The organism is Bradyrhizobium sp. SZCCHNS30572 (genome assembly GCF_032484415.1).
Classification (GTDB): domain Bacteria; phylum Pseudomonadota; class Alphaproteobacteria; order Rhizobiales; family Xanthobacteraceae; genus Bradyrhizobium.
Genome location: NZ_JAUESY010000010.1, coordinates 287,942 through 308,259, shown reverse-complemented (window position 1 = coordinate 308,259; position 20,318 = coordinate 287,942). Strand labels below are relative to the sequence as shown.

At 66.4% G+C, this 20,318-nt stretch carries 17 protein-coding genes; 3 read left to right on the top strand and 14 right to left on the bottom strand.

Translation table 11 applies throughout. The annotated features are described in order from the left end of the window. Positions 1-457 precede the first annotated feature (457 nt). Positions 458-1,579: a tyrosine-type recombinase/integrase gene (locus tag QX048_RS28510; protein WP_316200790.1), complete on the top strand. Its 1,122-nt coding sequence runs from the start codon at positions 458-460 to the stop codon at positions 1,577-1,579. Between the two features lie 107 nt (positions 1,580-1,686). Here QX048_RS28510 and QX048_RS28505 read toward each other — a convergent pair whose 3' ends face one another. From QX048_RS28505 to QX048_RS28495, 3 genes are all read right to left on the bottom strand, one after another. Then, the gene (locus QX048_RS28505) at positions 1,687-2,706 is read right to left on the bottom strand and encodes an NADP-dependent oxidoreductase (protein WP_316200789.1); all 1,020 of its coding nucleotides are present in this window, start codon (positions 2,704-2,706) and stop codon (positions 1,687-1,689) included. Positions 2,707-2,901: 195 nt separating this feature from the next. Then, positions 2,902-4,389 carry an IMP dehydrogenase gene (gene guaB, locus QX048_RS28500; RefSeq protein WP_315827414.1) on the bottom strand — a complete coding sequence of 496 codons (1,488 nt, stop codon included), beginning with the start codon at positions 4,387-4,389 and terminating at the stop codon, positions 2,902-2,904. A 263-nt stretch (positions 4,390-4,652) separates the two neighbouring features. Next, positions 4,653-4,901 (bottom strand): hypothetical protein, encoded by a 249-nt coding sequence (locus QX048_RS28495; protein ID WP_315714411.1) that lies wholly within the window; start codon positions 4,899-4,901, stop codon positions 4,653-4,655. 137 nt (positions 4,902-5,038) lie between these two features. Here QX048_RS28495 and QX048_RS28490 point away from each other — a divergent pair, with 137 nt between their 5' ends. After that, positions 5,039-6,526: an MDR family MFS transporter gene (locus QX048_RS28490; protein WP_315749788.1), complete on the top strand. Its 1,488-nt coding sequence runs from the start codon at positions 5,039-5,041 to the stop codon at positions 6,524-6,526. 16 nt (positions 6,527-6,542) lie between these two features. Here the strand turns inward: QX048_RS28490 and QX048_RS28485 are convergent, their stop codons facing one another. Then, positions 6,543-7,736, bottom strand: a complete 1,194-nt coding sequence (locus tag QX048_RS28485; RefSeq protein WP_315827413.1) for a sialate O-acetylesterase — start codon at positions 7,734-7,736, stop codon at positions 6,543-6,545. A gap of 113 nt (positions 7,737-7,849) precedes the next feature. Here QX048_RS28485 and QX048_RS28480 point away from each other — a divergent pair, with 113 nt between their 5' ends. After that, positions 7,850-9,274, top strand: a complete 1,425-nt coding sequence (locus QX048_RS28480) for an O-antigen ligase domain-containing protein (RefSeq protein ID WP_315827412.1) — start codon at positions 7,850-7,852, stop codon at positions 9,272-9,274. On the opposite strand, the gene QX048_RS28475 is transcribed toward QX048_RS28480, so the two are convergent. The 10 genes from QX048_RS28475 to QX048_RS28430 all read right to left on the bottom strand — a co-directional run bounded on the left by QX048_RS28475 (position 9,259) and on the right by QX048_RS28430 (position 20,181). Next, the gene (locus tag QX048_RS28475) at positions 9,259-10,317 is read right to left on the bottom strand and encodes an acyltransferase (RefSeq protein WP_315827411.1); all 1,059 of its coding nucleotides are present in this window, start codon (positions 10,315-10,317) and stop codon (positions 9,259-9,261) included. The genes QX048_RS28480 and QX048_RS28475 overlap by 16 nt on opposite strands. A 360-nt stretch (positions 10,318-10,677) precedes the next feature. Further along, positions 10,678-12,654, bottom strand: a complete 1,977-nt coding sequence (locus QX048_RS28470; RefSeq protein ID WP_315827410.1) for a cellulose synthase catalytic subunit — start codon at positions 12,652-12,654, stop codon at positions 10,678-10,680. Continuing rightward, a complete protein-coding gene (locus QX048_RS28465) occupies positions 12,654-13,856 on the bottom strand; it encodes a hypothetical protein (protein ID WP_409999261.1) in 1,203 nt (400 codons plus the stop codon). Before QX048_RS28465 ends, QX048_RS28470 begins: the two co-directional genes overlap by 1 nt. Before the next feature lie 11 nt (positions 13,857-13,867). After that, a complete protein-coding gene (locus QX048_RS28460; protein WP_315749781.1) occupies positions 13,868-15,343 on the bottom strand; it encodes an HlyD family secretion protein in 1,476 nt (491 codons plus the stop codon). A 196-nt stretch (positions 15,344-15,539) separates the two neighbouring features. Beyond that, positions 15,540-17,039 carry a tripartite tricarboxylate transporter permease gene (locus tag QX048_RS28455; RefSeq protein WP_315714419.1) on the bottom strand — a complete coding sequence of 500 codons (1,500 nt, stop codon included), beginning with the start codon at positions 17,037-17,039 and terminating at the stop codon, positions 15,540-15,542. Then, positions 17,039-17,533 carry a tripartite tricarboxylate transporter TctB family protein gene (locus QX048_RS28450; protein ID WP_315714420.1) on the bottom strand — a complete coding sequence of 165 codons (495 nt, stop codon included), beginning with the start codon at positions 17,531-17,533 and terminating at the stop codon, positions 17,039-17,041. The genes QX048_RS28455 and QX048_RS28450 overlap by 1 nt, the downstream gene beginning before the upstream one ends. Next, positions 17,530-18,498 (bottom strand): Bug family tripartite tricarboxylate transporter substrate binding protein, encoded by a 969-nt coding sequence (locus QX048_RS28445; protein ID WP_315714421.1) that lies wholly within the window; start codon positions 18,496-18,498, stop codon positions 17,530-17,532. The genes QX048_RS28450 and QX048_RS28445 overlap by 4 nt, the downstream gene beginning before the upstream one ends. 165 nt (positions 18,499-18,663) lie before the next feature. Then, on the bottom strand, positions 18,664-19,023 hold the full coding sequence (locus tag QX048_RS28440; protein WP_315714422.1) for a hypothetical protein: 360 nt from the start codon (positions 19,021-19,023) through the stop codon (positions 18,664-18,666). 81 nt (positions 19,024-19,104) lie between these two features. After that, entirely contained in the window at positions 19,105-19,383 is a 279-nt protein-coding gene (locus QX048_RS28435; protein WP_315714423.1) for a DUF3551 domain-containing protein, read from the bottom strand. A 102-nt stretch (positions 19,384-19,485) separates the two neighbouring features. Continuing rightward, on the bottom strand, positions 19,486-20,181 hold the full coding sequence (locus QX048_RS28430; RefSeq protein WP_315827408.1) for an RlmE family RNA methyltransferase: 696 nt from the start codon (positions 20,179-20,181) through the stop codon (positions 19,486-19,488). Positions 20,182-20,318: the final 137 nt, after the last annotated feature.

Sequence of the window (20,318 nt, the reverse complement as noted above, 5' to 3'; positions counted from 1 at the left end):
GTTTGATTTCCTGAGACTGGACGAGCGCACGGAGCCGCGCCATATCGGGGTCGCGGCCACGCCCCCTCGTGGCGGCACTGCCCGATTGGATGATCGGCGCCTCCCCTGTCCCGGCGCAGATGCTCCAACAAAACTGTTAGTTGTTAGCTGGCGCGTGGCCCGGCCGGGCGGCATGGCAAGGCACGCGATCGTGAACTTCGTTCCCCTGCGGTGGCGGGAAGCCCCCGGCAAATTTCTCTCGACAGCGACCCATGACAGCGCCGATGATTCCGCTTCCCGGCACAATCACCAACACCACGCCTTTAAGGCTCGAAACTGCTGCAACATTGGCGTTTCCTGATGGGACCATTACGGCAGCGACGTTGCGCCGAATGATTGCAAACGGCCAGCTCAAGGCCGTGAAGCTTGCCGGAAGGTACTACACGACGCTCGGCGCCATAGGGGAGATAACAGAACCATGCCTCGTAAAAGCAAAGGACCGCGACTTGAACTCAAGCGCTATCGGGACCGGCCCGCCAGATGGGTCATCCGTGACGGGCAGCAAACCCTTGGCACTGGATGCGATGAACGCGACCGCGATGGCGCTGAAAGAAAGCTTGGGGCGTACATCCTCAAGAAGCATGATCCAGCCAAAGCCATCCGCCAAGGTGACCCCAATCAGGCCAAGATAGCCGACATTATGTCGCTGGAGATGCAGCATATTGCCAAGTCGGACATCACCGACGTTCGCAAAAAGCAACTCATCAGTCTGTGCGAACGGATAGGCAATTGGTTCGGTGATCGTGTTGTTGGCGATCTTAACGGCGAACTGCAAGAGCGGTATGCGGCGGAGCGGATTTTCCAGCCCTCCGCATGGCGTGAACTCAAAATCCTCGCTGCTGCCGTGAATCGTTACCTCAAAAGGAATGTTGGCGGGGTACAGGTCAAGTTCACCCCAACGCTGCCCGATGCACCTCAACCGCGCGAGCGCTGGTTGACGAGGCAAGAGGCGGCCAAACTGATCCGTGCCGCATGGCGGCTACACCATGAGGGTTTTAACGGCGGCAAGGTCTACACGTCCCGCCATGTCGCCCGGTTTATTCTCGTCGGCTTGTATACCGGCTCCCGTGCTGGTGATATCTGCGGCGCCGCTTTGACCCCAAGCCTGCACCGGGGCTTTGTAGACCTGGAGCGAGGCATCTTTCGGCGCAAACCAGCTGGCAAGATTGAAACGTCAAAGCGTCAACCCACGACGCCTCTGCCTCCCCGGCTACTTGCCCATATGAGGCGCTGGCAGCGGCTCGGCATCAGCAAGCACTCTGTCATCGAATACAACGGCCGGTCGATCCATCGCCTACGCAAGGGTTGGGATACGGCCGTAAAAGAGGCCGGGCTTGCGACCGATAACCCCAAGATGAGGGTTGTCCGGCACACCCTGCGGCACACCTCAATTAGCTGGTATCTTGCCAGCGGAACCGATATCGAACTGGTTAGCCAGTTTACCGGGGTGTCGGTCGCGACCATCCGCAAGGTTTACCGCCACGCCCTGCCGGGTACTTTTGATCCGGTTCTAGACGCATCCCATCGGTTTGGACGGTAAGCCGAAGCGCATCGTCAGATAGCCCGCCCAGGGGGTCCTGAGCGGGTTTTTTGTTGCCACGTTTCTGGTACGCAAACTGGTACGCCAGAGAAAAATCAGCAACGTTATCAGTGGTCCGGGCCGACTCTTACCAATTGCTTGCCGAAATTGGCGCCCTTGAGCAGGCCCATGAACGCGGACGGCGCGTTCTCCAGGCCCTCGGTGACGAACTCCTTGTACTTGACCTTGCCGTCGCGGACCCAGGTCGACATGTCCTTGAGGAAGTCGCCATGGCGGGAGGCGAAATCGCTGACGATGAAGCCGCGGATGGTCAGCCGCTTGGTCAGCACGTTGCGCATCAGGGCGCCGGCCCATTTCGGCGCCACCGACTGGGTGTCGTTGTAATGCGCGATCAGGCCGCAGACCGGCATGCGGGCGAAGGCGTTGAACAGCGGAAACACCGCCTCGAACACCGGGCCGCCGACATTCTCGAAATAGACGTCGATGCCCTTGGGACAGGCTTCTTTCAGCTTCGCCGGGAGGTCGGGATCGCGATGGTCGAGGCAGTCGTCGAAGCCGAACTCGTTCTTCACATAGTCGCATTTGTCCTTGCCGCCGGCGATGCCGATGGCGCGGGCGCCCTTGATCCTGGCGATCTGCCCGACCGCCGAGCCGACCGCGCCCGAGGCCGCGGCGACCACCACGGTCTCGCCGGCCTTTGGCTGGCCGATGTCGAGCAGGCCGGTGTAGGCGGTCATGCCGGGCATGCCGAGCACGCCCACCGCGGTCGAGATCGGCGCCAGCTTCGGATCGACCTTGGCGAGGCCCTTGCCGTCGGAGATCGCGTGCGTCTGCCAGCCGGCGCGCGCCAGCACGATGTCGCCGGCCTTGAAGCCGGGATTGTTCGAGGCCACCACCTCGCACACGGTGCCCGCCTCCATCACGCCGCCGACCGGCACCGGCTGGGCATAGGACGGCCCGTCGCTCATGCGCCCGCGCATATACGGATCGAGCGACAGCCAGATCGTGCGCAGCAGCACCTCGCCAGCACCGGGCGTCGGGACGGCGTAGTCCTCGAGACGGAAATCAGTGGGCTTGGGCTCGCCGACGGGACGGGCGGCGAGAACGATGCGCTTGGCTTGGGACATGGTGTTTCCTCCTGATGTTATTATGCTTGCTGAGGGAGCGGTGCCCTCTCCTCCGTCATTCCGGGGCGCGCGTTAGCGCGAACCCGGAATCCAGAGGTGAGGTGCGCAGGTGATGATGCAAGACAATATCGGGATTCCGGGTTCAGCACGCCGCGCGTTGCGCGTCGCGCTGCCCCGGAATGACGTGGGTATGGCTTACGCCCCACCCGGATAGTTCGGGCTTTCGCGGGTGATCGTCACGTCGTGGACGTGGCTTTCGCGCAGGCCGGCGCCGGTGATGCGGACGAACTCGGCCTTGGAGTGAAATTCGCCGAGATCCTTGGCGCCGACATAGCCCATGGCTGCACGGAGGCCGCCGGCGAGCTGGTGCATGACGTTGCCGACCGGGCCCTTGTACGGCACCTGGCCCTCGATGCCCTCCGGCACGAGCTTCAAGGTGTCCTTGATGTCCTGCTGGAAGTAGCGGTCGGCCGAGCCGCGCGCCATCGCGCCGACCGAGCCCATGCCGCGATAGGCCTTGTAGGAGCGGCCCTGCCACAGGAACACTTCGCCCGGGGTCTCGTCGGTGCCGGCGAGCAGCGAACCGACCATGGCGACATCGGCACCGGCGGCGAGCGCCTTGGCGAGGTCGCCGGAGAACTTGATGCCGCCATCGGCGATCACCGGTACGTCGGCCTTCTTGGCGGCCTCGACCGCATCCATGATCGCGGTGAGCTGCGGCACGCCGACCCCGGCGACGATGCGCGTGGTGCAGATCGAGCCCGGGCCGATGCCGACCTTGACCGCGTCTGCGCCGGCATCGATCAGCGCCTGGGCGCCGTCGCGGGTGGCGATGTTGCCGGCGATCACCTGCACCGCGTTGGAGATGCGCTTGATGCGGTTGACCGCCTCGAGCACGCGCGAGGAATGGCCGTGCGCGGTGTCGACCACGACGAGGTCGACACCGGCCTCGATCAGCTTCTCGGTGCGCTCGAAGCCGCCCTCGCCCACGGTGGTCGCGGCGGCGACGCGCAGGCGGCCCTGGCCGTCCTTGCAGGCCAGCGGATGCGCGACCGCCTTCTCCATGTCCTTCACGGTGATCAGGCCGACGCAGCGATACTGGTCGTCGACGACGAGCAGCTTCTCGATGCGGTGCTTGTGCAGGATCTTCTTGGCCTCGTCCTGGCCGACGCCCTCGCGCACGGTGACGAGGTTCTCATGCGTCATCAGCTCGGAGATCTTCTGGCGCGGATCGGTGGCGAAGCGCACGTCGCGATTGGTGAGGATGCCGACCAGCTTGCCGGGGATGCCCTTGCCGCCGCCGGTGACCACCGGGATGCCGGAGAAGCCGTAGTCCTTCATCAGCGCCAGCGCGTCGGCGAGCGTGGCGTCCGGCGCGATGGTCAGCGGGTTCACCACCATGCCCGACTCGAACTTCTTGACCTGGCGCACCTGGGCGGCCTGGCCCTCGGGATCGAAATTGCGGTGGATGACGCCGATACCGCCGGCCTGCGCCATGGCGATCGCCATGCGCGCCTCGGTGACGGTATCCATGGCGGAGGCCATGATCGGAATGTTGAGCGGGATCTCGCGCGTCACGCGCGAGCGGATGTCGACCTCGGAGGGCAGCACATCGGACAGGCCCGGCTTCAAGAGCACGTCGTCGAAGGTGAAGGCTTCGCGAAGTGTCTGGACGGTCGCCATCGTCAACTCCTTGTCTGCGGCCAAAACGGCCGCGATGCGGGTACGGATGAGCGACGCCGCCGTCGAGACCATGCCTCGCCGTCGAATCGGTGCCCATCGGTGGGGTTGACGCGGGTCGATAGCATGGGCCTGTGACGAATCAAAGGGCCGATCCGCTGTCCTCCCGCGATTGCGAAGAACGGCCCAGACCGGCCCTGATCGGGTCCGAAACGCGCAACAAAAGGTCGCGAAGACCCCGATTCCGGAGCAGAAGTTCCGCGCCTCTAGCGCCATGCGCCCGGCGGTGGCCCGTAGCGGCGGATGGCCTCGACCACCTCGCGGTGCCGCCGGTCCTCCCGCCGCATGTGCACGGCGACCAAAGCGTGCGCCGAGGGCACCAGCAGCATGACGTGGAAGAACAGGCCGAGGACCAGGCACACCAGACACAGCAGCAGGTTGAAGATCGCCGCGAACGGCTGCCCGTTGAGCAGCAGACCCAGCGGCGGCACCAAAGCGGCGAGCAGGTAGATCATCGGCACATCTCCAACAAAACGGGACGCGGCAGCGTCACGCTGCATCTAGGGGGCCATGCCAGCAGCGCAATGGCCTCGTTCGCCGCAGGGTGTTAAAGCCCCGGCGCCCGCCCTCCTCCTCCCGCTGCCGACCTCCGATGAACAAGCAACGCGTCATTCCGCTGATCGTCGCCACCGCCCTGTTCATGGAGAACATGGACTCCACGGTCATCGCGACCTCGCTGCCGGCGATCGCCAGGGACATCGGCACCAGCCCGCTGACGCTCAAGCTCGCCATCACCTCCTATCTGCTGTCGCTGGCGGTATTCATCCCGGCGAGCGGCTGGACCGCCGACCGCTTCGGCGCGCGGCGCGTGTTCTCGAGCGCGGTCGCCGTGTTCATGATCGGCTCGATCGGCTGCGCGCTCGCCAACTCGGTCGAGAATTTCGTATTCGCGCGCATCCTGCAGGGCATGGGCGGGGCGATGATGACGCCGGTCGGGCGCCTCGTTCTCTTGCGTTCCGTCGACAAGAGCGCCCTCGTCGGCGCCATGGCCTGGGTCACCATCCCCGCGCTGATCGGTCCCGTCATCGGGCCGCCGGTCGGCGGCTTCATCACCACCTATTTCTCCTGGCACTGGATCTTCCTGATCAACATCCCGATCGGCATCGTCGGCATCATCATGGCGCTGCGCTTCATCGATCCGATCAAGAGCGACAATCCCGAGCCGTTCGATCTCTATGGCATGGTGCTGGCCGGCATCGGCCTCGCGGGCCTCGCCTTCGGTCTCTCGGTCGCCGGTCTCAACCTGCTGCCGTGGCCGGTGGTCGCGAGTCTCGTTGCGATCGGCGCGATCTCGATGACGCTCTACGTCCGCCACTCCTGGCGCACCAACTCTCCTGTGCTCGATTTCTCGCTGCTGCGGCTGCCGACCCTGCGTGCCTCGATCGTCGGCGGCTTCATGTTTCGCCTGGGCATCGGCGCCCTGCCCTTCCTGCTGCCGCTGCTGATGCAGCTCGGCTTCGGGCTGTCGCCGTTCCAGTCCGGCCTCGTCACCTTCGGCTCCTCCGCCGGCGCAATGGGCATGAAGGCGCTGGCCGCGCGCCTCATCCGCGCCTTCGGCTTCCGCCATCTGATGACCGTCAATGCCGTCGTCAGTTCGGTCTTCCTCGCCGCCTGCGCGCTGTTCACGCCGGCGACCCCGCTGCTGCTGATCCTGATCATTCTCGTGGTCGGCGGCTTCTTCCGCTCGCTGCAGTTCACCGCGATCAACACCGTCGCCTATGCCGAGGTCGAGACCGCCCAGATGAGCCGCGCCACGACGCTCACCAGCGTCAACCAGCAGCTCGCGATCTCCGCCGGCGTCGCGGTCGGCGCGTTCTCGGTGGAGACCACGATGTGGATGCACGGCGCGAGCCAGCTCACCGCGGCGTCCTTCGCGCCCGCCTTCATTGTCGTCGCGATCACGTCGGCGCTGTCGTCGATCCTGTTCTGGCAGATGCCTGATGACGCCGGCAGCGAGATCTCAGGCCGCAAGGTGGCCGCGATCGCGAGCCGCAAGGGCGCCGAGAAGGGCGCGGAGAAGGCCGCCAGGAAATCGGCGAGCGAGACCACGCATGATGCGCGGGATCAGAAGCTCGGCTGATCGTCCCGCTTCCGGCTCAAGGCCGCCTCGCCCCGGACTTCCAGTAGTCGGCCAGGCGATCGGCCCACATCCGCGCGTGCAACTCGGTGCCGGCATGGCTCATGTGGCAGCCATCGTGGCGCAGCTTGAGCCCGATCTGGTCGGTATCCGGGCCAGGATAAACGCCGAGTGCCGGGTTCGGCACGGCGGCCTGGGCTGAACGGATGATCTCGTCGGGAACACTGCCGCAGAGCGTCGCCGTGGCGACGAAGATCGGCGCCGTCAGGTCGGCCGCCCGCAGGCCGGCAACGATCTCAAGATAATTGCGCAAGTAGGACAGTCGTCCCGCTTCCTTCATTTTCGCAGTGACGTGCAGGGACGCGCCGTCCTCCGCACCATTGGTGGAGAACGCGAAGGCGTTGTACTCGCCCTGATGCCAGAGCACCGCGCTCGGTTCGAGACCTACGTCGCGCAGGCCGGCGACGGTTGCGAGCAGCACCTCGAAATACTTGCCGCCGCGGGCGCGCCACTCCTCGAGATAAGTCCCGCCGATCGCAACGGGTGCGATCACGACCGTCTTCGCCAGCCCGCGATCGATCAATTCGTCGCCCAACCGGGTGGCGACGTTCTCGCCCTCGCCCGGCGTTCCCAGCAATGGATTGCGCGCCACGTAGCAGCGGCCGTCGAAGCGGTCGAAATTGTAGAACCGGTTGTGAGGCTGATAGAGCCGGCCACTCTGATCGGGCGCGCCGGTGTTGGAGATGTTCGACTGGCCCGCGGTCAGAAGCACCACCAGCCCCTCGCGCGGAATCGCGTCGCAGGCAACCGGCGTGGCCCTGGCACGCACGGCCTCGTTGTCCGGCAGGAGGCAGCGCGAGGCGTTGCCGCCCGCGATGAAATCCGCGTCAGAACCGTACAGTGCACGGGCCAGGTTGCGTCCCTGCAGCAGGCTCTGCACCTCCGGGTCTCCGCTCGCGCCATCGATACGACGGTCGATGTCGGCAAAGGCGGCGCGCCGCGTGCGCACCTGCTCCAGCAGTGCCAGGAACCCAGGGGCGGTCGAGATGGGTCCGACGGCGCAGGGAACGCAATTGCCGTCGCGCGATTTGGCCGAGGTGGTCGGCTGGCAGACATCGCGGGCCGGCAGCACCTCCGCAGCTCCTGCCGTCGCGGTCAACGAGACGGCCAACCACGCTGCGACAAGCGTGGCCACGATTGCGCGTCGCATCATGCTCGGATCACTTCTTTCGTCGCCTCGGTTGACGGCCGCCTCAGGCGCCGGGCATCTGACTCCCAGCCTCGAACATGCCTGAGGAGACCGGATTTCCATTATAGTCCGACTTCATGAAAGAGAGCCGAATCGATCCGCAGCCGCTCGCGGCGATGGCGATGAACTGTTGGCCGTCCGCGCTTCTCCTGGCAGCGACGGCGCTTGCCGCCCCGGCACTCGGCGGCATCGTCAGACCAGCCTTCATCCTCGGCTGCGCGGTGGCCGGCTGGTTCGCGTGGCGTCGCAGCCCCGCGGCCCACGTGCAGTCGGCGATCCTGATGTTCGCCTTTGCTCCTTTCGTGCGCCGCCTGGTCGACATCTCCGCAGGATTCGATTCGTCCGGCGTCATGCTGAGCGGCCCGCTGCTGTTCATCATCGCGCCAGTTCCGAGTCTGGTGCTTTCGCCCTCGGACAAGGACAGGCCGGGCAATCCCTGGCTCGTGGCGCCCTTCATCGTCCTCGCCTGCATCGTCTATGGCGGCGCGCTGTCGATCTTCCAGAACGACTGGTTCAACGCCGCCAATGGCGGAATGAAATGGGCCGCGCCCGTACTCTATGCGATCGCCCTGCAGCAGCGGGCGCGATCCGACGGCGCCCTGCTCGATGCAATCACGCGCGTATTCCTGCTGGTGCTGCCCGTCACCGGCCTTTACGGCATCTGGCAATATGTCGATCCGCAAGGCTGGGATCGGTTCTGGATGGTGAATGCCAGCATCACCTCGGCCGGCTATCCGCTGCCCTACATGGTGCGCGTGTTCAGCACGATGAACGGCCCGGCCAGCTACGCGACCTTCACGGCCACCGGCCTGCTGCTGGTGGGCTTCCTGCGCCCGGGATGGCTGGCAATGGCGGCGATGGCGCCCGCGGCGCTCGGCCTGTTGCTGTCGCTCTACCGCACCAGCTGGATCACGCTTGCGGTGGGCGTGCTGTTCTGCATGTTGTTCCCCGCGACGCGGCGTCGGGCCGTATCGATCACGGTCGGATTGGTCGGCGCGGTGATCGTCACCGTCATGTTCACGCCGTTCGCGGAGGTCATCACCTCCCGTCTGGAATCGCTCGGCAGCGTGTCGCAGGACAGCAGCGGCAGCGAGCGGCTGGATGAGTTCGTCACGCTGTGGAATGCGCCGAACAGCATGGTCCTGGGATCGGGCTTCACCATCACCGACGTCGGCGTCGCCGGCGCGATGCCGATCGACGGGCAGATCATCGCAAGCTGGGTGACGATGGGCATTCCGGTCGGACTGATCTGCCTCGCGGCCTATGTCTGGGTTGGGCTCGCCGCCACCGGCGCCGCGTGGCGGATACCGACGCGCGAGGGCGCCGTGCTCGGGGCGCTCGCCATCAGTGCGCTCTTGATTCAGCTGCCGCTGACCAGCATCTCCTCCGGCGAGGTCTCGGCGCTGTTCTGGATGCTCGTCGCGATGGCCTGTCCGCTCGACCAGATGGCCGACGGAGCACGGCGCACCGTCGCCGCTCGGCAGCATCAGGCCGGCGCCTGATCGGACGTTGCAGCGCGCGGCGTGATCGCCGCAGTCTGGGGCTTGCGGGAGGCCGGCGGTGCGAGCCCGAAGACGGCCAGCAGATTGAGCCGCCGCAGGATGGCATGTGCGATCAGAGGAAGCACCACGCCGGCCGCCGTTCCGGCCAGCAGATAGACCCATGGCGATGGCGGGATGTGCAGCTTCAGCATGATGATCCGCATGCCCGAGCCGGCAAGGATGTGCAGCACATAGATCGTCATCGACGCGACGCCTGCGGCCGCCAGCCAGCGATGGCTCGTTGGCGCGAGCAGCTTGCAGAGCCCGACCGTGCCGGCGATCCCGAGCACACAGGCCGGCAGGGAGGCGAGCCCGTTGGCGTCCATGCCGGACAGCTGGCCGCCCAGCGCCACTGCGGCCGCAAACGCGATCCCGATCACGGCCAACGCGGACCAGCCGAACGGCCGCCATTCCGCCACGACGCTGACACCGTAGACGCCCGCGACGTAGAACGGCAGATGATGCAGCGTGAGCGCGAGGTCAGGCCGGATCGGCAGCGCGAAGAACACGCCGAGCCCGGCCAGCGCGAGCGTGGTCAAAACCGTCCGCGACGGGACCAGCACCGCGATCACGTGGCAGATCATCAGCGCGTAGAGAAACCAGAACTGTGCGATCGGACGATACCAGATCGCGGCGAGATCGCCGGGATGAATCGGGATGTTGGCATCCCGCGCCAGCAGCATCGTGATCCCGCCCTGGATCAGCGACCACAGCACGTAGGGATAGGCGATGGTCCAGAGCTTGGAGGTGAGGAAAGGACGCGCGCCGCGCCGCAAGCTGTGCTGCACGTTCAAGCCGGCCAGGAAGAAGAACAGCGGCATGTGGAACGTATAGAGCGTGTAGTCCATCCAGCGCGCGACGGCTCCATCCGGGAAGATGCCGGGGCGCACCAGACCGCCAAGCACATGACCGTACACCACCAGGATGACACCGAGGCCGCGCGCGAAATCGATCCACGCCGTGCGCGCGGTGTCAGCCGTTGCCCTCTGCGTTCCAGCATCCATGCCCGACTTGTCCTGCCTCTGTCGCGCAGCCCGCGTCCGGTCCGCGATGCTGCGAAGTCAGCGCCCCAAGTCATATCGCAGCCGGCTTTGCAGCGCCGTCGGCGCCTGCCAGGACATCGGAGGTATTCTCGCGTTAGTCTTAACCAACCGATAAGCCTCTGCCGGATGGCTGCGCCTACGCCGGGGATCGCGACCGGAGCCAGGCCCGAGCTGGAGGCAAAGGCGCTGCCGTGATGCTTCTCCGAGGCGAGCTCGAGGTGACGCCGTGCCACCGTCGCGCGTACAAGTGCGAGGTTCGACGGCGGGCCCGCTGCCGCCTGCGGCGGCCTCTCTGCCTACCCGACAGCACGATCGGGAACGTCACCGCCCGACGAAACCGCGTCGCGCCAGCCCTGCCAGCGCACCGCGCAGGCGGGCGCGATCGGTGATGACGCCGCGGGATGAGCTGAACAGGCGGACCACCAATTGCCGCCGTTGCGCTTCGTCGGGCTGCAGGCGCAGATGCGTGGTCGTCCTGGAGACGGCCTCGACCGACGCCTCGAGCCATCCGAGGCCGTCGAGATGCAGCGGCAATCGGGTGCCCGGCCGGGTCATGCGATGATGCGGTGGACCGGCCACGCGGGCCGACGACAGCGACAGCGCCTCGATCTTGCACGGCACGACCTCGCCGCTCTGCGCCAGCCAGCCCGCCTCGCCGCTCGGAAACAGGTCCTCGCCGCGCGGCAGCTCGAAGCAGACGAGAAACGCGATGAAGGCGATCAGCATCGCGATGCCGGCCCATAACAGATTGAAGTAGTCGATCGACGAAATCTCGCTGGCTGCATTCGGCGACACGAACGCCCAGACGATGGCCGCCGCCGAGCTCGCGGCGATCGCGCCGAAGATCGCGGCGAGCTTGCCGTGGACGCGCGGCTTGGAGCGGTCGCCGCCCTTGTCGGTCACCTTGAAGGGGCGGCCGAACGGCCGGACCAGCGCGCTGAGCAAGGTGGCCGTGACGGCAAAGCAGGTCACTGCATGGGTCGCTTCCATGAACAGCGGCAGGGTCTTGGAACGCGAGATCCAGCCCATGTAGATGATCGTCCCGAGCAGCGCCGGCACGCCGTAGCGCAGGAACGACAGATAGTCGGCCTCGAACGCCGGCAGCCCGGCGAACCAGTAGATCGGCGGCGCGATCAGAAGTAGCACCATGAACGGCTTGCAGGCCCAGTTGAGCACGCCATGCAGGAAGTGCCAGCGCTGGGTGAAGCTGTAGCCGCGGCTGCGCAGCGGACCATCGCGCAAGAGCGCGACCTGGATCGTGCCGAGGCACCAGCGGGCGCGCTGGGTGATGTATTCGGGCACGCCTTCCGCCGAGAGGCCGAAGCTGAGCGGTTCGTTCAGCCAGACCGTGCGATGGCCGCGCTTGAGCAGCGTGTAGGTGAGGTTGAGATCCTCGGAGATCGCCGCGTGCGGGAAGCCGCCGATCTCCATGAGCCGCTCGCGGCGGACGACGAAGGAGGTGCCGACACAAAACGCGCAGCCCCAGGCGTCCTTCGCCGGTTGGAACACGTCGAAGAAGAAGCGCTGGTCGTCGACCCAGTGGCTTGACGCCAGCAGATTGTGCTGGATCGGATCGGGGTTGTAGTAGAATTGCGGCGTCTGCACGACGGCGATATCGGGCTCGGACAGCAGCAGGCCGACCGTCCGCTGGAGGAAGTCGCGGCGCGGGGCGAAGTCGGCATCGAGCACCAGGATCACCGGCGCGTTCGATAGCTGCGCCGTCGCCGCAAGCGCGTTGTTGAGATTGCCGGCCTTGGCGCCCTTGTTGTCGGGCCGCGTCAGATGGCGCGCGCCGACCTCGTCGCAGAAGGCGCGGAGCCGATCGCGCCTGGTGTCGTCGAGCACCCAGACGGTCTTGTTGGGATAGTCGAGCGCGAGCGCGGCGAGGATCGAGCGCTCGACTATCTCCATGGGCTCGTCATAGGTGCAGATGAACACGTCCACGGCCGGCTGCTCGCCCCGTGCGGCCAACGCAGCTTGCGCGGCGTCGGCCTGTCCCGAGCGGTCGACGCTGCGGGTCAAGATCAGAATCGACATCAGCGTGTAGGAGATCGCCACGATCTCGAGCGTGATGAACAGCCGCGGCCACAGCGCCTGCAGGGTCAGGTCGAACACCGGCAGCGTGTCGTGCCAGCGCCACAGCGTGTAGATCAGGAGGAACGACGCTGCGGTAGCGCCGAACAGCAGGCGGTCGCGCCGGCGCGTCGGATCGAGCAGACGCGCCATCACGAGGAGCCCGAGCAGGACTCCGAGATCGGTGGTCAACACCGAGGCGTCATTGCTGGGGAGCGGAAACATCAGGGGACCCTTGCGCCGGTGAAAGGATTCCAGCCGGTCTCGGCGAGCACGGCCCAGGCGGTAGCACCGAGATGCGGGCGCTTGTAGTAGAAGAAGTCCTGGATGGTGGTCGCGCCCGTCGGGTCGATCGACAGACCCGTGGTGAGGCGCGCGTTGCGCGTCGCGTTCAGCAGTCCCGTTGCCGTGCGGTCGGCACGCAACCCTGCAAGCAGCTCCTCGCTGGCAGCGGCATCCCCGGCCATGCGATAGGCCAGCGCCGCCTGCGCGGTGCCCTCGACCCAGACGCCGTCGCGATCGCCGTTGAAATCGAAGCCTCCGTCGACGGCAAGATGAGTTTCGGCAAAGCGCAGCGCCCTGCGCCAGTCGGGCGCATCCGTCACCGCCATCCACGGCCAGAGCTGCACGTCGAGCGCGAGCAGATTGTCGTCGGCGAGGTGGCCGTCGGGCTTGGTGCCGAGCAGGAAGCGATCGCCGCGGAACGTGCGATCGAGCAGGCGGCGCGCCGTCTGCGCGGCATCCTGATAGCGCGGCTCCAATGTGATACGATGGAGCCAGGAGGCCACGGCGTAGACATCGGCATTATGCTCGGTCGACATCCAGCTGAGGCGCACCTGCTGCGGATCGTAACCGTGATAACCGCCGCTGAAGCCGTCCGCTCCGTTCGATGCGCTGGCAATGATCCAGTCCATCAGGCGCCGCGCGCCGGACAAGTAGTCCTCCTCGCCGGTCGCCTGATGCAGCGTCAGCAGCGCCAGCGCTGCCCAGGCGACGTTGCCGGTCGCGGTGCCGTCCTGCGCGGCATCCTCGCCCCAGATCTTCTTCTGGTCGTCCCACCAGCCCGGCAGCAGCGCCGCCCCGGGGCCGACAGGACCGGCGCGATAGGCATTGCGAAGGCGCCCATCGCCGAAGGTGCGATCATGAGCGGCGGCATGCACCAGCGCGTTGCCGATCACGCGGCCCTCGTCGGTGCGACCGCATGCGACCAGCGCGATCGCTGCCAGAGCGTTGTCATAGGTGAACGCCGTCGTCGAAAGGCCGAGCGGCAGCCCCTCCTCGTCGGCACCCGGCTCGTAGCTGCGAATGAACGCCGCGTCACGGCCGGCGAGGCCAGGCTCGACGGCCTGCACCAGTCCCGCACAGAGCGAAGTCTCGGCCCGCATCGGCGATGCGCCGCCGAGCAGAGCGATCACCGCCATCATCATGGAGAGAAGCCTCATTGTGCCGAGACCGCGCGCGCCGTCGGAAGCCACTGCTCGTCCAATACCGGCTGCTGCGCCGGGTGCGACCGCAAGGCGGAGTCGAGCTTGGTGACACCGGCACGGCGCGTCGCTTCGTCCGGCTCAGACGGGTCCAGGTCGGTCAGCGACGCAACGAGGTGGCCGAGCCGGCGCCATGTCACCGACATCGACGGCACGATGCCATTGTCGCGCGTCACGGTGACCCACTGCCCCACCGTGCAGGCCGGTGTCGCCGCGGAGGTCGGCTGCGCCGCCGGTTTTTCGTCGGCAGCATCAGGTGTGATCATGACATAGAGCTCGCGCCGCTCGGTCTGCGGAAATGGCACGGCAAAGCGCTCGTCGACCTTGTCGCTGGTCTTCGGCAGCACGGCGCTGACGATGCCGCTATGGAAGCCGCCGCCATCGATGCGCACCTTGGTGCCCGGCTTCATCGCTTCGCCCTGGCGATAGGAGAAGATCGCGACCACAAAACGCTTGTCGCAATCGACCACCGAGGCGATCGTATCGCCGGCGCTGACGTGGCGTCCGGTGTCGGCGCCCACCGCCAGCACCTTGCCGGGACCGGGCGAGAGCACGTCCGCGGCAGCGAGCCGCGCCAGCCGCGCGCGCTCCGACTTGATCAGGCCCTCGAGATCATCGAGCACGGCCGCCTGCTGTTTCTCCTCGATCTCCATCCGCCTTGCATCGAGATCGATGTCACGGCGCTTCTGACTGAGCATGTTCAGCGCGACCAGATCCTCGCCGACATAGACGCCGGCGTCGAGCGCCTTCAGCTGTGTCAGCTTCTGGTTCAGCTTGGCAGTCTGCGCATCGGTGTCGTGCAGCGCCGCCGCATATTGCTGCTCGGTCGGCTTCAGCATCTCGACGCTGGCGGCATCGCGCGCGACCATGCGGTTCTGGCGGTCGACGATGGCCTTCTTCTCGCTGCTCTGCGCGTTCGACTGCGCGACGCGGGCACGCAGCTCCTCGATCTGGGACTGCAACTGCGCCTTCAACTGACCGGCTTGGCTCGCGATCTCCCGATCGAGCGAGCTGACATAAGCGACGTCGGACTGATGCTTGGCGCGGGTGGCGTCGAGCTTCTGACGCGCGTCGCCCGCCTTTTCTTCCAGCGAGATGAGCGTGGCGCGGTCGAGCCGCGGATTGGTGATCTCTGCGAGGCGGTCGCCGGACCGAACCTCGCCACCCGGCTTGGCCGTGAGCGAATCGACCTGGCCCGCGATCGGGGACGTCAGCAGCATCACCGGCGCATCGACCACGGCGCGATCGGACTGGTCGGCCACGATCGGCGGCACCACCGCGGTCAGCATCAGCGCCGAGAGGATGCCGGCCACGCCGAGCGCCGACACCCTGAGGATCACGGGATGGCGCTGTGGCTGGGTTGCGGTCTTCGGAGCGGCGGGACGTTGCGCGGGGGCTGGCTTGAAACCGTCATCGAAGCGATCGGTCATCAGGTCTCTTTCGGTTTGGGGTGACACGCCCCGAAAGACGCTTCCTCGGCTGATCCGGAGTTCCAGGCTCCGGTCTCGATGGCTCAACCCAAACCAGATCGCGGGCACATCGTTTCAAGCTGCGCCCGATCTCCGCGCTCACCTCCGGTCACGTTATGTTGCAGTGCGATGGCGCGGTTTCCGCTTGCGGCCGCACTCAATCCTCATTCGCCTTGAAGCGTCCGAGTCCCTTCAAGATGAACGGCGCGATCAGAGCAATCAGCGCGACGACCAGAAGCGTTGCAGAGATCGGCGACTGCAGCAGGGTCATGGGGTCCCCAAGGCTGATCGCGAGCGCCCGCCGCAACTGGCTCTCGGCGATCGGCCCGAGGATGAGCCCGACCACGACGGGCGCAATCGGGAAATCGAACCGGCGCATCAGGAAGCCGAGCACGCCGAAGCCGGCCAGCATCGACAGTTCCACGACCGACGGTTTTGCCGCGATCGTGCCCATGGTCGCGAACACGAGGATGCCAGCGTAGAGCCATGGTGTCGGGATCGCGAGCAGCTTCACCCACAGGCCGACCAGCGGCAGGTTGAGGACGAGCAGCATCGTGTTGGCGATGAACAGGCTCGCGATCAGGCCCCAGACCAGGTCGGGCCGCTCGGCGAACAACAGCGGGCCCGGGTTGAGACCATACTGCTGGAAGCCGGCGAGCATCATCGCGGCGGTCGCCGACGTCGGCAGGCCGAGCGTCAGCAGCGGCACCAAGGTGCCCGCGGCAGAAGCGTTGTTGGCGGCCTCAGGGCCGGCGACGCCTTCGATCGCGCCTTTGCCGAATTGGTCGGGATATTTGGTCAGGCGCCGCTCGGCAGAATAGGACAGGAACGTCGGGATCTCCGCCCCGCCCGCCGGCAGCGCGCCGATTGGAAAGCCGAACATGGTGCCGCGCAGCCACGGCTTCCACGACCGCTTCCAGTCCTCGCGCGTCATCCACAACGAGCCCTTGATGGCCTCGATCTTCTCCTCGGTATGATGCCGGCGCGAGGCGACGTAGAGCGCCTCGCCGACCGCGAACAGGCCGACCGCCAAGGTCGTCACCTCGACGCCATCGAGCAGCTCCGGCACGCCGAAGGCGAGCCGCGCCTGCCCGGTGAGCTTGTCGATGCCGATGAGGCCGAGCGTGAGACCAATGAACAGGCTGGTGAGGCCGCGGATCGGTGAATCGCCGAAGGTCGCGGACACCGTGACGAAGGCGACGCACATCAGCGCGAAGTAGTCCTCCGGCCCGAAGCGCACAGCGATGTCGACGAGGTAAGGCGACAGGAAGGCGAGACCGATCGTGGCGATGGTGCCTGCGACGAAGGAGCCGATCGCCGCGGTCGCCAGCGCCGGGCCGCCGCGGCCGGCCTTGGCCATCTTGTTGCCCTCGAGCGCGGTCGCCATCGAGGCGCTCTCGCCAGGCGTGTTGATCAGGATCGCGGTGGTCGATCCGCCATACATGCCGCCATAATAGATGCCGGCGAACATGATCAGCGAACCGCCGGGATCGAGCTTGTAGGTGACCGGCAGCAGCAGGGCGACCGTGAGCGCCGGCCCGATGCCCGGCAGCACCCCGACGGCGGTGCCGAGGAACACGCCGACCAGCGCATAGAGCAGGTTCATGGGCTGGACGGCGATCGCCATCCCATGCGCGAGCGCGGCAAAGGTGTCCATCAGAGCAGTCTTTCGAGCGGACCGGCGGGAAGGCTCAAGGTCAGGAGGCGGTCGAAGGCGAGATAGATCGTGGTCGTCAGCACCGCGCCGATGACGAAATCGGTGACAAAGGCGCGCCGGCCGAACGCCGCCGACGTCGTCACGAACAGCGCCGTCGTCGCCAGGATGAAGCCGCCGCCGAAGCCGATGATGGCGATCAGCAGCGCAAGTCCGACAAGAATGAGCAGCACCGCGACCGGATCGGAGCTCTCGCGCGGCGGCAGGTTGCCTCTGACGGCATCGATCAGATTGGCCAGTGCAAGAATGCCGAGCCCGATCGCGATCACGACCGGCATGACCTGCGGGCCCATGCCGTACATCGTGGTCGCCGGGATCTGATTGGCGTCGTAGACCAGCACGAGCGCGACGGCCGCCAGGAGCGCCGCAATGACGATGCCGGCCTTGTCGACGCCTCCCGAGGCGGGTGTCTCGGTGCCGGCGCGCTCCGTCGTCATGACTTGACGAGGCCGACCGACTTCAGCACGTCGGTGACGCGCACGTTCTCCTTCTTCAGGAACTCGGCGAAGGCGTCACCCGGAAGATAGGCGTCATCCCAGCCCTTCTGTTTCAGGATCTCCTTCCAGGAATCCGACTTCACCATCTTCTCGACGGCCTCGCTGAGCGTCTTTTTCTGCTCCGGCGTAATGCCGGGCGCAGCGACGACCGAGCGCCAGTTGGCGAGCACGAGATCGATGCCCTGCTCCTTGAAGGTCGGGATGTCGACGCCGGGAATGCGCTTCTCCGAGGATATGCCGATCGCGCGCAGCTTGCCGCTCTTGATCTGCCCGTCATACTCGGACAGGCCGGAAATGCCGGCGGTGACCTTGCCGCCGAGGATCGCCGCCAGCGACTCGCCGCCGCCTGAGAACGGGATGTAGTTGACCTTCTTGGCGTCGGCCCCGACGGCGCCGGCGAACAGCGCGGCCATGACGTGATCGACACCGCCGGCCGAGCCGCCGGCGAAGGTGACCTTGGCGATGTCGGCCTTCAGCGCCGCGGCGAGATCCTGCGCGGTCTTGATCGGCGATGCGGCCGGCACGACGATGACCTGGATCTCCTCAGTCAGCCGCGCGATCGGCGTCACCTGCTCCAGGGTCACCGGCGACTTGTTCATGGCGAGCGCGCCGACCATCACGAAGCCGTTGACCATCAGCTGGTTGCCGTCGCCCTTGGCGCCGGTGACGAACTGCGCGATGCCGACGGTGCCGCCGGCGCCGGCGACGTTGGTCACCTGGACGCTGCGTGCCACGCCCGACGCCACGAAGGCCTGCTGCATTGCCCGCGCGGTCTGGTCCCAGCCGCCGCCGGGCGCGGCCGGCGCCATGACCTTCAACTCGAGTTGCTGGGCGAAGGCTGGAGTACCGGCAAGCACAGTCAAAGCGACGACCGCGCCGAACAGGCGCGTACAGAACGAATTCAAAGCGGTCCTCCACGGTCGGCCGAACGAACGGCTCGCGTTTCTTTTGCCTCTGAGGAACGGCATTTCAGCGGGAAATGCGGCCGCTGTCCAGACGGGATTGCTCGCGCCGTCGCCCGCGTTGCAGCAGCAGCCTTGGGAGAACGAGACGGTTGTGGGAGGAGCGGCCTAACCGCAAGTCCAGACCATCCCCACCGGCGTCCGCGTCCAGCACGGGCCGAAGCTGCCGCCATTGTAATGGCCGCGATAGAAGCCGGGCTGGCCGAAATAATGCCACTCGCCGTTGTAGAGCATGTATTTCGGCGTACCGTCGATATACCAATGGCGGCGGCTGCCGCGCGGCCCGTTGCGCATGGCCTCCTTGTCGGCATAGAGCGGCAGGCTGTTGTTGGGCGGCTGCTTGTAGCCGGGCAGGAAGCCATAGCCCTGCCAACGGTGCGCCTTGCGCTTGTGCGACGGCGCCGCGGACGCGATCGCGGGCACCAGCAGCAGAAGCATCACGATCGCGACGATGAAACGATGCGGCATCACGGCAGCCCGATGGATACGAGGGTCTCGAATCTTCAGTTCGATTGCGGCACGGCAACGGCCGTTCCGTCATGAAATGTTTCAGCGATGCCGCCGATGCGCGCGGCGCGGCGGAGGCGACGGCGGGGCGTAGAAGGGATTGAGGTCGCACATCGCCGCACGGCCCGACGCCGTCGCGCGACATTGCGGCAGCGACGTATAGCTGCAGTCGATCCACTCGCCACCGCCAAACCGGCCGCCTTCATAGACCTTCATGCACACGGGATAGCGCGGATCGTAGGCTTGGGCGTGAGCAGAGCCCGATAGGACGGACCCGACCGCCAAACCCAGCGCGAGGGCGCTCCAGTTGAGGACACGCATGCAGGACCTCCGGAATCGACGTCTCGCCGGCCCAGGCCGATTCCCGAGACGGTGATTGCCCCTGCTCTGTATCGCCAGGGCGTCAAGGCCGCAATGACGCCATTACAACAGGTCGGCCTGCTCTCCGCCGCGGAACCCCATCGCCAGCACGTAGCGCTCCGACGAATCCTGCCGGCTCGCCGCCGGCTTGACGTGGCGGACGCTGGCGTAATCGCGCTTGAGCTGCGCCATCAAGTCGGCATCGGCGCCGCTCTGGAACGTCTTGGCGAGAAAACTGCCGCCCGGCTTGAGCACCTCGCTGGCGAAATGCGCGGCAAGTTCGACGAGACCGACGATGCGCAGCTGGTCGGTCTTGCGGTGGCCGGTGGTGTTGGCCGCCATGTCCGACATCACCACGTCGGCACGCCCGCCGAGCATCGCGCGGAGCTTTTCGGGCGCATCCTGGGCGTGAAAGTCGAGCTGGGTGAAGGTGACGCCGGGGATCTCGCCCATCTCCAGCAGATCGATCGCGATCACCTTGCCCTTCCCGGCTTCGGCCCCGACCCGGCGCGCCGCGATCTGGCTCCAGCCGCCGGGCGCAGCGCCGAGATCGAGCACCGTCATGCCGGGCTTGAGCAGATGATGCTTGTCGTCGATCTCGAGCAGCTTGTAGGCCGCGCGCGAGCGATAGCCGTCGCGCTTGGCTTGCGCGACATAGGGATCGTTGAGCTGGCGCTCCAGCCAGAGTTTCGAGGACAGCTTGCGCTTGCCTCCGGTCTTGACCTGCACATGCATGCGGCCGGTGGTGTCTTTTGCCATGTGTTTCTCGGTCGTCGTGACCAGACGCGGGAGGCGAAAATCCGTCCACGCTCGAGGTCTGGCGGAACTACAAAGGTCACCCTCCCCTGGAGGGGGAGGGTCGATCGGGAGCGAAGCGAGCGATCGGGGTGGGGTGA